This is a genomic window from Micromonospora echinofusca, assembly GCF_017614955.1.
Lineage (GTDB): Bacteria > Actinomycetota > Actinomycetes > Mycobacteriales > Micromonosporaceae > Micromonospora > Micromonospora echinofusca_A.
Window position 1 is genome coordinate 1 of record NZ_WVUH01000246.1, and the last position, 11,274, is coordinate 11,274.

The 11,274-nt window shown below is 72.2% G+C and carries 11 protein-coding genes and 1 pseudogene; 8 read left to right on the forward strand and 4 right to left on the reverse strand.

Going from position 1 to position 11,274, the window contains the following annotated elements:
- Positions 1-84: 84 nt before the first annotated feature.
- Positions 85-231: a hypothetical protein gene (locus GSF22_RS23635; RefSeq protein WP_208815929.1), complete on the reverse strand. Its 147-nt coding sequence runs from the start codon at positions 229-231 to the stop codon at positions 85-87.
- Between the two features lie 342 nt (positions 232-573).
- Here GSF22_RS23635 and GSF22_RS23640 point away from each other — a divergent pair, with 342 nt between their 5' ends.
- The 3 genes from GSF22_RS23640 to GSF22_RS23650 all read left to right on the forward strand — a co-directional run bounded on the left by GSF22_RS23640 (position 574) and on the right by GSF22_RS23650 (position 2,778).
- Entirely contained in the window at positions 574-1,497 is a 924-nt protein-coding gene (locus GSF22_RS23640) for a proteasome assembly chaperone family protein (RefSeq protein ID WP_208815930.1), read from the forward strand.
- A 146-nt stretch (positions 1,498-1,643) separates the two neighbouring features.
- Complete coding sequence (locus GSF22_RS23645; protein WP_208815931.1) at positions 1,644-2,441, forward strand: exodeoxyribonuclease III; 798 nt, start codon at positions 1,644-1,646, stop codon at positions 2,439-2,441.
- A 16-nt stretch (positions 2,442-2,457) separates the two neighbouring features.
- Positions 2,458-2,778: an antibiotic biosynthesis monooxygenase family protein gene (locus GSF22_RS23650; protein WP_208815932.1), complete on the forward strand. Its 321-nt coding sequence runs from the start codon at positions 2,458-2,460 to the stop codon at positions 2,776-2,778.
- An 81-nt stretch (positions 2,779-2,859) separates the two neighbouring features.
- Here GSF22_RS23650 and GSF22_RS23655 read toward each other — a convergent pair whose 3' ends face one another.
- Positions 2,860-3,522 (reverse strand): class F sortase, encoded by a 663-nt coding sequence (locus GSF22_RS23655; protein WP_208815933.1) that lies wholly within the window; start codon positions 3,520-3,522, stop codon positions 2,860-2,862.
- A gap of 37 nt (positions 3,523-3,559) precedes the next feature.
- Positions 3,560-4,069 (reverse strand): hypothetical protein, encoded by a 510-nt coding sequence (locus tag GSF22_RS23660; protein ID WP_208815934.1) that lies wholly within the window; start codon positions 4,067-4,069, stop codon positions 3,560-3,562.
- 64 nt (positions 4,070-4,133) lie between these two features.
- On the opposite strand from GSF22_RS23660, the pseudogene trmB reads away from it, so the two are divergent.
- The 4 genes and pseudogenes from trmB to GSF22_RS23680 all read left to right on the forward strand — a co-directional run.
- Positions 4,134-4,841, forward strand: a pseudogene (gene trmB / locus GSF22_RS23665) (tRNA (guanosine(46)-N7)-methyltransferase TrmB); the annotation flags it as partial.
- 95 nt (positions 4,842-4,936) lie between these two features.
- Positions 4,937-7,438, forward strand: coding sequence for a DEAD/DEAH box helicase (locus GSF22_RS23670; RefSeq protein ID WP_208815936.1), 2,502 nt, complete (start codon positions 4,937-4,939; stop codon positions 7,436-7,438).
- Positions 7,439-7,580: 142 nt separating this feature from the next.
- Positions 7,581-8,225: a hypothetical protein gene (locus GSF22_RS23675; protein WP_208815937.1), complete on the forward strand. Its 645-nt coding sequence runs from the start codon at positions 7,581-7,583 to the stop codon at positions 8,223-8,225.
- Between the two features lie 175 nt (positions 8,226-8,400).
- Entirely contained in the window at positions 8,401-8,760 is a 360-nt protein-coding gene (locus GSF22_RS23680; RefSeq protein ID WP_208815938.1) for a YciI family protein, read from the forward strand.
- Between the two features lie 33 nt (positions 8,761-8,793).
- On the opposite strand, the gene GSF22_RS23685 is transcribed toward GSF22_RS23680, so the two are convergent.
- The gene (locus GSF22_RS23685; protein ID WP_208815939.1) at positions 8,794-9,171 is read right to left on the reverse strand and encodes a cytidine deaminase family protein; all 378 of its coding nucleotides are present in this window, start codon (positions 9,169-9,171) and stop codon (positions 8,794-8,796) included.
- 154 nt (positions 9,172-9,325) lie between these two features.
- On the opposite strand from GSF22_RS23685, the gene hrpA reads away from it, so the two are divergent.
- Positions 9,326-11,274, forward strand: a 1,949-nt coding sequence (gene hrpA / locus GSF22_RS23690; RefSeq protein ID WP_208815940.1) for an ATP-dependent RNA helicase HrpA, incomplete at its 3' end; no start/stop codon positions are given.

Below are 11,274 nucleotides of genomic sequence, written 5' to 3' on the forward strand. Positions count from 1 at the left end.
GGGTCGGTCACAGATCGCTCCCGTGGTCTGGGTAGGGGTGGTCGGATGCCGGGTCGTCGAGGTGGCGGACGGCTACGTCGCCGGTCAGCGGCGGCGGGACAGGCGGCTGAGCACGCCCCGCAGCTTCTGCTGGGTGGACGGCTTGGCCAGTTCGCGGCGGCCCCGCTCGACGAGTTGCCGGCCCTGCGGCGACCGCAGGAAGGTGCTGATCCGCTGCGCCAGTGTCGGCATCGAAGCTCTCCTCACGTCGGGTATGCCAAGACTTGTACCCGGTCGGGTCAAGTGCCACACCCGTACCCGCCACGGTGGCGTAGGGCCGGTCTGGGGCGGGACGGGTGGAACCGGACCGTCGGGGTGAGCCAATGGTGCCGACCGCCCCGGCCCCTCGACAAACCGGCAACACGTTGGTAACCCGGTGAAATGCGGACGGGACACGCAGATCGTCGATGATGTCGGAACAACACCAGGCCCGTCCGCCGAACCGGATGGAATGCACCAGGATGACGGATGGTTCACCCTACGGCGGCCCATCATCCGGCGGCCCGTACGCACACCCTGAGGAGGTCCGGACCGGTGCTCGATCCACACGGGCTCTACCAGCTCACCGACGACCTGCCCGACCTGGGTCAGCCGGTGCTGATCCAGGCGCTGACCGGTTTCGTCGATGCCGGCAACGCCACCCGTCTCGCCCGGGAGCACCTGCTCACGAACCTCACCGCGCAGCCGGTGGTGACCTTCGACATCGACCAGTTGCTCGACTACCGCTCGCGCCGCCCGCCGATGATCTTCGTGGCCGACCACTGGGAGGACTACGAACGGCCCGAGCTGCGCATCGACCTGCTGCACGACGACGCGGGTACGCCGTTCCTGCTGCTCGCCGGCCCCGAGCCGGACCTCCAGTGGGAGCGGTTCGTGGCGGCGGTGTCGGCGCTGACCGAGCGGCTCGGGGTACGGCTGACCGTGGGGCTGAACGCCATCCCGATGGCCGTACCGCACACCCGGCCGACCGGGGTGACCGCGCACGCCACCCGCCCCGAGCTGATCAGCGGGTACGAGCCGTGGCTGCAACGGGTCCAGGTCCCCGGCAGCGCCGGTCACCTGCTGGAGTACCGGCTCGGCGAGCAGGGCCGGGACGCGCTCGGTTTCGCCGTGCACGTCCCGCACTACGTCGCCCAGACCGAGTACCCGGCCGCCGCCGAGACCCTCCTGGCGTCGGTGTCGCGCAGCACCGGCCTGCTGCTGCCCAGCGACGGGTTGCGGGCCGCCGCCGAGGTGGTCCGGGTGGACATCGACCGGCAGGTGGCCCAGACCGACGACGCCTCCGCGCTGGTCCGGGCGTTGGAGGAGCAGTACGACGCGTTCGCCCGGGGCCGGGGCGAGCGGAACCTGCTGTCCGGCGCGACCGGCCCGTTGCCGACCGCCGACGAACTCGGTGCCGAGCTGGAACGGTTCCTGGCCGAGCAGCAGCGCCCCGGTGGGGAGAACTCCGGCACCTGACGGTGGACGCCCCGGGTGCCGCCTCCCGTCCGCTGCGGAAGGCGGCACCCGACCGGCGACACGTTCCGACCGGAGGGTGGCACCCGACCGGCGACACCCCGGGTCGCTGTCCGGCGGGCCGGTACCGGATGCGGCAGGCTTGGGGCATGCGCCTGGCGACCTGGAACGTCAACTCGGTGAAGGCCCGTCTCCCCCGCCTGCTGGACTGGCTGGCGGCCACGGCACCCGACGTGGTCTGCCTCCAGGAGACGAAGTGCCCGGACGGTGCGTTCCCGGTCGACGAGGTCGGCGCGCTGGGCTACACCGTGGCCAGTCACAGCGACGGCCGCTGGAACGGGGTGGCGGTGCTGTCCCGGGTCGGGCTGGCCGACGTGGTGGTCGGGTTCCCGGGTGAACCGGGGTTCCCCGAGCCGGAGGCGCGGGCCATCTCGGCGACCTGCGCCGGGCTGCGGGTCTGGTCGGTGTACGTGCCGAACGGCCGGACCCCGGACGACCCGCACTACGCGTACAAGCTGGCCTGGCTCGCCGCGTTGCGGGACGCGCTGGTCGGGGAGCTGCGCTCCGGCCTGCCGCTGGCGGTCTGCGGTGACTTCAACGTGGCACCGACCGACACCGACGTCTGGGACCCGGCGCTCTTCGCCACCTCGACGCACGTCACGCCGGCCGAGCGGCAGGCCCTGGCGGAACTGCGTGACCTGGGCCTGACCGACATCGTGCCGACCCCGATGAAGGGTCCGCACCCGTTCACCTACTGGGACTACCGGGCGGGGATGTTCCATCAGAACAAGGGCATGCGGATCGACCTGGTCTACGCCACCGAGTCGTTCGCCGGCACGGTGCGTTCGGCCTACGTCGACCGGGAGGCCCGCAAGGGCAAGGGACCGTCCGACCACGCGCCGATCGTGGTCGACGCCGAGCCGGTACCGACCGTCGAGGGGCTGTGACGCCTATGGTGGAGTCATGGCAGTCGTGAAGATCAACGCGATCGAGGTCCCGCCGGGTGCCGGCCCGGAGTTGGAGCGGCGGTTCGCCGCCCGGGGCGAGTCGGTCCGCAACTCCCCCGGCTTCCTCGGCTTCGAGCTGCTCCGGCCGGTCGGCGGGGAGAGCCGCTACTTCGTGTACACCCGGTGGGAGAGCGAGGAGGCTTACCAGGCGTGGGCGGCCGGGCCGGCCCGCAGCGCGCACGCCGGCGCCGAGGGCGAGGCCCCGCGCAAGCCGGTGGCCACCGGGGCAACGCTGCTGGAGTTCGAGGTGGCCCAGGAGGTCACCACCGACCGGTGACCGGTCACGGCGGGACGGTCGCCGGGTCGGCCGGTCGGCGGACACGGGCCGGCGGTCGCCGGTGACCCGGCCGGAGCCGGGTCAGGGCTCCCGTGCGTCGGCCAGGGAGGCGAAGACCACGATGTTGTCGGCGTACCCGATGCTGCCGCCGACCCACCGGCCACCGCAGGTGATCAGACGCAGGCCGGGTCGACGGTAGTCGCCGTAGACCCGGTCGGCGGGGAGCTGCTGCTTGTCGAAGCGCTCCACCGAGTCGACCCGGAACGCCACCACCGACCGGTCCGCCCGGGTCACCTCGATCCGGGCGCCCGGACGCACCTGCCGCAGGTCGAAGAAGACCGAGGGCCCGTCCCGGGTGTCCGAGTGACCGACGATGATCGCCGGCCCGTCCTGGCCGGGGCTCGGGCCCCGGTCGTACCAGCCGGTCTCCCGGTGCCGTTCCAGGGCCGGTACCGCGATCGAGCCGTCCGGGGCCAGGCCGACCGGGTGCACCGCCGCGGTCACCCCGATCGCGTCGATCCGCAGGCTCACCGGTCGGCTCGATTCTCCCGTCGTGGCCGTACCGGCGTCCCGGCCGGCGGCGGCGAGCCGGTCCCACGGTCCGCTGGCCGCCCGGCCGAGCCCGGCGCCGGTGGCGAAGATCCCGGCCAGGACCAGCAGGACCGCGACCGGCATCGTCCAGGTCCGCTCCCGCGCTCCGGCCCGGCGGACCTCCGGCGTGGTCGGCGGTGCGTCCGTGACCATCGGTGTCCCCTCCGTCCCGCGCCGCGTCGGCACGCCCTCAGCGTGCGCCTGCGGCGCGTCGGTTGCGCACCGCAGCTCCGGCGAGGACCACTCCGGCGACGACGGCGGCGAGGCCACCGGTGAGCAGCCAGTTGCCGGGTACGACGTCACCGCCGGCACCGGCGCCGCCACCGAACCCGGTGGCCGGGCCGTGCTTCGGGTGCCCGGACTCCACGACGTGCAGACTCGTCGTCGCCGATCGGTGGTCCGGGCAGCTCAGTTTGACCCGGTACTCCCCGGGCCGGGTGTGTTTCGGCACCTCGACGGAGGCGGTGAGCAACCCGTCCCGGGGGTGCAGGGTGACCGTGCCGAAGGCGGGCGACTCGACCTTGGCCGAAGACCAGTTGTCCCGGCAGCTCGCCGTGATCTTGACGTGCTCACCGGCCGGCACGGTGGACGGGGTGACGTGCACGAACACCTGACCCGCCCAGGCCGGCGCCGCCCCCAGCAGGGTGGCCAGGGCGGCGAGCACGGTCAACGCCACACCTGCCGTGATCCGGTACCGCATCCACCCCATCTCCTCACCCCATCACCCGTCGGCACGCCCGGGGTTCGCGTACGCTCGTCTCCCTGTGACCCCTGACCAGCATGTCGCCGACCGGACACCGGCCCGGATCCGCACCTTCCACCCCCGGCGCGGCCGGCTCGGCGAGCGTCAGCGGGACGCGCTCGACCGGCTCTGGCCCACGCTCGGAGTGGTCGTCCCGGAGGCCGCCGGCCCGGACACCCCACCGCTCGACCTGGCCACGCTCTTCGGCCGGCGGGCGCCGGTGGTCCTGGAGATCGGTTCCGGGATGGGCGACGCGACCGTCACGATGGCCGCCGCCGACCCGAACCGAGATTATCTCGCGGTGGAGGTGCACACCCCGGGAATCGCCAACCTGCTGTCCCTGGTGGAACGACACGGGCTGGGCAACGTCCGGATCGCCCGGGGCGACGCACTGGACCTGGTCCGGTACCTGCTGCCGGCCGGGTCGCTGGACGCGGTGCACGTGTTCTTCCCCGACCCGTGGCCGAAGGCACGCCACCACAAGCGTCGGCTGATCCAGCCGGCGCACGTGGCGCTGCTGCGCTCCCGGCTGACCCCGGGCGGCACCCTGCACTGCGCGACGGACTGGGCCGAGTACGCCTCGGCGATGCACGACACGCTGGCCGCCGACCCCGAGTTGACCAACACCGTCGACGGGTACGCGCCCCGGCCGGCGCACCGACCGGTGACCAAGTTCGAGCGGCGGGCGCTGCTCGCCGGCCGCCCCGTCTTCGACCTGATGTTCGTAAGGAAGGGCCCCCGGTTAACGCATTCGGTAGAGGAAGGGCCCCCGCTTAACACCCCGACTGGCGTCGCGCACCATGCCCCAGGCACGATGGACCGGCTATGACGCTCACCGCCGCGCTGCCGGGCAGCGCCGACCCCGATGCCCTCTACGACGCGTTCACCGGCTGGGCGACCGGGCGCGGCCTCACCCTCTACCCCCACCAGGACGAGGCGCTGATCGAGATCGTCTCCGGCGCCAACGTGATCATGAATACGCCGACCGGCTCGGGGAAGAGCCTGGTCGCCACGGCTGCCCACTTCGCCGCGCTCGCCGACGACCGGACCACCTTCTACACCGCGCCGATCAAGGCGCTGGTGTCGGAGAAGTTCTTCGCCCTGTGCGAGATCTTCGGCGCGTCGAACGTGGGCATGCTGACCGGCGATGCGAGCGTCAACGAGGACGCGCCGATCATCTGCTGCACCGCCGAGATCCTGGCCAACATCGCGCTGCGCGAGGGCGACCGGGCGGACGTCGGCCAGGTGGTGATGGACGAGTTCCACTTCTACGCCGAACCGGACCGGGGCTGGGCCTGGCAGGTACCGCTGATCGAGCTGCCGCAGGCGCAGTTCGTCCTGATGTCCGCGACGCTCGGCGACACCACCCGGTTCGTCGACGACCTGAGCCGGCGTACCGGCCGGTCGACCGCCGTGGTCCGCTCGGCCGAGCGGCCGGTCCCGCTGCTCTTCTCGTACGCGATGACGCCGTTGCACGAGACCCTGGAGGAGCTGCTCAGCACCAAGCAGGCTCCGGTCTACGTGGTGCACTTCACCCAGGCGGCGGCCCTGGAACGGGCCCAGGCGCTGATGAGCGTCAACGTCTGCACCCGCGCCGAGAAGGACCTGATCGCCGAGGCGATCGGCAACTTCCGGTTCACCTCGGGCTTCGGCAAGACCCTGTCCCGGCTGGTCCGGCACGGCATCGGGGTGCACCACGCCGGCCTGCTGCCGAAGTACCGCCGGCTGGTGGAGACCCTGGCCCAGGCCGGGCTGCTCAAGGTCATCTGCGGTACCGACACGCTGGGCGTGGGGATCAACGTGCCGATCCGCACCGTGCTGTTCACCGGGCTGTCGAAGTACGACGGGGTGCGGACCCGGCTGCTCAAGGCACGCGAGTTCCACCAGATCGCCGGGCGGGCCGGCCGCGCAGGCTTCGACACCCTCGGCCGGGTGGTGGTGCAGGCCCCCGAGCACGTTATCGACAACGAGAAGGCGCTGGCCAAGGCGGGCGACGACCCCAAGAAGCGGCGCAAGGTGGTCCGCAAGAAGCCGCCGGAGGGGTCGATCGGCTGGGGGAAGCCGACCTTCGACCGGCTGGTGGAGGCCGAGCCGGAGCCGTTGACCTCCAGCTTCCAGGTCAGCCACGCGATGCTGCTGAACGTGATCGGCCGGCCGGGGGACGCGTTCGCCGCGATGCGGCATCTGCTCACCGACAACCACGAGGACCGGCCCGCCCAGCGGCGGCACATCCGCCGGGCCGTCGCGATCTACCGGGCGCTGCGGGCCGGGGGTGTGGTGGAGCAGCTCGACGAGCCGGACGAGCAGGGGCGACGGGTACGCCTCACCGTCGACCTCCAGTTCGACTTCGCGCTCAACCAGCCGCTCTCCCCGCTCGCGCTGGCCGCGATCGAGCTGCTCGACGTGGCGTCCCCGTCGTACGCCCTGGACGTGCTGTCGGTGGTCGAGTCGATCCTCGACAACCCCCGGCAGATCCTCTCCGCGCAGCAGTTCAAGGCCCGGGGCGAGGCGGTCGCCGCGATGAAGGCCGAGGGCATCGAGTACGAGGCCCGGCTCGAACTGCTCGACGAGGTGACCTGGCCGAAGCCGCTGGCGGAGCTGCTGGAGGCGGCGTACGAGATGTACCGGCAGGGGCATCCGTGGGTCGCCGACCACGAGCTGTCGCCCAAGTCCGTGGTCCGGGACATGTACGAGCGCGCCATGACGTTCACCGAGTACGTGCAGTTCTACGGGCTGTCCCGGTCCGAAGGGCTGGTGCTGCGCTACCTCGCGGACGCGTACAAGACGCTGCGGCAGACGGTCCCCGAGGATGCCAAGACCGAGGAGTTGGTCGACCTGATCGAGTGGCTGGGCGAACTGGTCCGCCAGGTCGACTCCAGTCTGATCGACGAGTGGGAGCGGCTGCGCAACCCGACCGCCGAGGCGACCCCGAGCGTGGTCGACGAACGCCCCCCGGCGGTCACCCGCAACGTGCGCGCGTTCCGGGTGCTGGTGCGCAACGCGCTGTTCCGCCGGGTGGAGCTGGCGGCGCTGCGCCGCTGGTCGGAGCTGGGCGAGTTGGATGCCGCCGCCGGCTGGGACGCGGACGCCTGGGCCGACGCGCTCGACGGGTACTTCGCGCTGTACGACGTGATCGGCACCGGGCCGGACGCCCGGGGGCCGGCGCTGCTGATGATCGACCAGGGCCGGGAGCGGTGGACGGTCCGGCAGATCCTGGACGACCCGGAGGGCGACCACGACTGGGGGATCAGCGCCGAGATCGACCTGGCCGCGTCGGACGCGGCCGGCGAGGCGGTGGTCCGGATCACCGCGGTGGGGCAGCTCTAGCGGGTACGACGAACAGGGCGTGGACCGGTCGGTCCACGCCCCCGTTTTTTGCTGTCCACAGGGGGCCACTTTCGCTGGGCGAAGCGGCCTCCGTCGATTAGAATGTATGTACTAATCCGGTTCTTGACCTGGGAGGACGCCAGTGTCCACGCCCACCTCAACCGCGCCGACGCCGTACGCCACGCTCCTCGGTTTCACCCGCTACGTCGACCGCACCGGCCCCACCAAGGCCAGCTTCGTCGGTGGGCTGCGCAAGCAGCGGACGTCCCGTTCCGGCTTCAACCCGCACGGCCAGTTCGTCAAGGCGCTCAAGACCGACATCGCGTTCCACACCGGCGGCACCCACCTGGCGGGCGTCGCCGACCTGGTCAAGGAGCGCTGGCGCCCGCTCTACCAGGCGCTGGTGCCGGGCGCCACGGCGTACCTGCACTCCCTGGGCGACCCGGCCGGGGTCGACCTGGTCCGTACCCGGGACGCGCTGGCCATGCTCGGCGACCTACCCGTCAAGATCAACCCGCACTTCGGTGTCCGGTACGCCGACGGCCGGGTCGAGGCGGTCCGGCTGTACTTCGACGAGGCCCCGCCGAGCGAGGAGGCCCGGCTGGCCACCCTGCACCTGATGGCCGCCCACACCGACCACATCCTGCCGCACGCCCAGCCGGTACTGGTCGACGTCCGACGGGGCGAGGCACACCGTACCCCGGACGGCGTCAAGCCCGACCAGGTCGAGAGCTGGCTGGCCGGGGAGGCCGCCGCCTTCCGGGCCATCTGGGCGACCGCCGCCTGACCCGCGCGGCCACCGCCGCCTGACCACCGTCCGACCTGTTCCGCCACCGGCGCCTGACCACCGCCGCCTGACGGCGGCTGCTCCTCCGTCCGACCGGCCCGCCACCCGCTCCGGGTGGCGGGCCGGTTGCGTGAACCCTGGTCGGGACGGGCGGAAAGGACCATAGGCTGGGCCCATGCGCTTCGACCACCACACCGTGGTGCTGCTGGTCCGCCCGCCGGACGCGCCGGAGCTGCCCGAGGAGGCGGCGGCCCGACTCCAGGACGCCCACCTGGCCCACCAGGCAGGGCTGGTGGAGCAGGGTCACGTCATCGCCGCCGGTCCGTTCCTCGGCGGTGACGACGAGCGGCTACGCGGCCTCGTCGTCCTGTCGGTGGACCCGGCGATGGCCCGGGAGCTGTACCACAACGACCCGGCGGTACGCGCCGGCCGGCTGGCGGTGCAGGTGATGACCTGGATGGTGCCGGAGGGCAACCTCCGGTTCGAGGACGTGCCGGTACCCCGGTCGATGCTGGAGGTCGCCTCCGGCGACTGACCGTCCGGGCACCGGTCACCTGCCCGGCCGGGCTCAGGGTGTGCCGGTGGGCAGGTCGGCCAACGGGAGCACGGTGGGCTCGGTGCCGGTACCGGTGCCGACGATCACCCGGATGTCCGGGAAGGCGTCGAGCAGTACCCGACGGCAGTCGGCGCAGGGCGGGGGGATGCTCCGGCCCCGGTCGGCCACGGCCACGATGGTGGCCAGCGCGCCCGCGCCCTGGGTGGCGGCGGTACCCAGCACCACCAGTTCGGCGCAGACCGCACCGCCGTCGTGCCGGACGTTGACCCCGGTGACGACCCGTCCGTCGCTGGTGAGGGCGGCTGCCGCCACGGTGTGTCGGGCGCTGCGGCAGCGCAGCCGGGCCACCGCGCTGGCGGCCTGGACCAGCGCGCGGTCGGTGTCCTGCATGGGTCCACTGTAGGCCCGTGTGATCTTGGTGGCGAACGGCCCCTGGCGGGTACTTTTGCCACCAAGATCTGCAACGGGGCGGGCCGTCCGGGAGCCGCGTGGGCGGATAACCCGGGAGCGGTGCCGGGGCGGGGTGCCTATCCTTGGCGACGTTATGCACACACCGTCGCCCGCTCCCGCCGCGCCCGCCACCCTCCGCGAGCTGCGCCGCCGCCTGCCCGACCTGATCTTCCGCGACCAGCGGCGGATCCAGCGCCGGCTGGACGGCGTGCGCTCGGTCCCGGACGCCGCCAGGCGGGACGCCGTGCTGGCGGAGATCGCCGCCGAGGTGACCGCCGCCGAGCAGCGGCTCGCCGCCCGCCGAGCCGCCGTGCCGAAGATCACCTATCCGGTCGGCCTGCCGGTCAGCGAGCGCGCCGAGGACATCGCCGCCGCGATCCGGGACCACCAGGTGGTGATCGTGGCCGGGGAGACCGGCTCGGGCAAGACCACCCAGCTGCCGAAGATCTGCCTGGAGCTGGGTCGGGGGATCCAGGGACTGATCGGGCACACCCAGCCGCGCCGATTGGCCGCCCGGACCGTCGCCGACCGGATCGCCAGCGAACTCGGCACCGAGCTGGGTGACGTGGTCGGTTACAAGGTCCGCTTCACCGACCAGGTCGGCGACCGGAGCCTGGTCAAGCTGATGACCGACGGCATCCTGCTGGCCGAGTTGCAGAACGACCGGATGCTCCGGCAGTACGACACGTTGATCATCGACGAGGCACACGAGCGCAGCCTCAACATCGACTTCATTCTCGGGTACCTCAAGCAGCTGCTCCCCCGCCGCCCCGACCTGAAGGTGGTCATCACCTCGGCGACCATCGACCCGGAGCGGTTCGCCCGGCACTTCGGCGACGCCGAGCCGGCACCGGTGGTCGAGGTCTCGGGGCGGACGTACCCGGTCGAGGTGCGGTACCGGCCGCTGATCGAGGCGGCCGACGACTCCGACGGTGACGTGGACGAGGGCGGCAGGGGCGGCGAGGACACCGACACCGTCCGGGACCAGATCCAGGCGATCGGCGACGCGGTCGAGGAACTGGCCGCCGAAGGGCCGGGGGACATCCTGGTCTTCCTCAGCGGGGAACGGGAGATCCGGGACACCGCCGACGCGCTGGCCAAGCTGGTGGAGAAGAAACCACTGCTGCGGCACACCGAGATCCTGCCGCTGTACGCCCGGCTCTCCACCGCCGAGCAGCACCGGGTGTTCGCCCCGCACGGCGGGCGTCGGGTGGTCCTGGCCACCAACGTGGCGGAGACGTCGCTGACCGTGCCCGGCATCAAGTACGTGGTCGACCCGGGTTTCGCCCGGATCTCCCGGTACAGCCAGCGGCTCAAGGTACAGCGGCTGCCCATCGAGCCGGTCTCCCAGGCGTCGGCCAACCAGCGAAAGGGCCGCTGCGGTCGCACCTCGGACGGCATCTGCATCCGGCTCTACGACGAGCAGGACTTCCTGTCCCGGCCGGAGTTCACCGACCCGGAGATCCTGCGTACCAACCTGGCCTCGGTCATCCTCCAGATGACCGCGATCGGGCTGGGCGACATCGCGGCGTTCCCGTTCATCGACCCGCCGGACCGACGGACCGTCGCCGACGGCGTCAACCTGCTGCACGAGTTGGGCGCGCTGGACCAGACCGGGGCGGACCTGTCCCGACGACTCACCCCGCTCGGCCGCCGGCTGGCCCAGCTCCCGGTCGACCCCCGGCTGGCCCGGATGGTGCTGGAGGGGGAGGCGAACGGCTGCGCCACCGAGGTGATGGTGATCGCCTCGGCGCTCTCCATCCAGGATCCCCGGGAACGCCCGGTGGAGAAGCAGGCCCAGGCCGACCAGGCGCACGCCCGGTTCGCCGACAAGGAGTCGGACTTCGCCGCGCTGCTCAACCTCTGGCGGTACCTGCGGGAGCAGCAGAAGGCTCTCTCGTCGAGCGCGTTCCGGCGGATGTGCAAGGCCGAGTACCTCAACTACCTACGGGTCCGTGAGTGGCAGGACATCTTCAGCCAGCTCCGGCAGGTACTGGCTGGGGACGGCACGCGGGGTGGTCCGCGCGGAGGGCGGGACCGTCG

Excerpts from the sequence above, each read along its gene's own strand:
- GSF22_RS23635 (WP_208815929.1), bottom strand. The coding sequence starts at position 231 with ATGCCGACACTGGCGCAGCGGATCAGCACCTTCCTGCGGTCGCCGCAG.
- GSF22_RS23645 (WP_208815931.1), top strand. The coding sequence starts at position 1,644 with ATGCGCCTGGCGACCTGGAACGTCAACTCGGTGAAGGCCCGTCTCCCC.
- GSF22_RS23650 (WP_208815932.1), top strand. The coding sequence starts at position 2,458 with ATGGCAGTCGTGAAGATCAACGCGATCGAGGTCCCGCCGGGTGCCGGC.
- GSF22_RS23655 (WP_208815933.1), bottom strand. The coding sequence starts at position 3,522 with ATGGTCACGGACGCACCGCCGACCACGCCGGAGGTCCGCCGGGCCGGA.
- GSF22_RS23660 (WP_208815934.1), bottom strand. The coding sequence starts at position 4,069 with ATGCGGTACCGGATCACGGCAGGTGTGGCGTTGACCGTGCTCGCCGCC.
- GSF22_RS23670 (WP_208815936.1), top strand. The coding sequence starts at position 4,937 with ATGACGCTCACCGCCGCGCTGCCGGGCAGCGCCGACCCCGATGCCCTC.
- GSF22_RS23680 (WP_208815938.1), top strand. The coding sequence starts at position 8,401 with ATGCGCTTCGACCACCACACCGTGGTGCTGCTGGTCCGCCCGCCGGAC.
- GSF22_RS23685 (WP_208815939.1), bottom strand. The coding sequence starts at position 9,171 with ATGCAGGACACCGACCGCGCGCTGGTCCAGGCCGCCAGCGCGGTGGCC.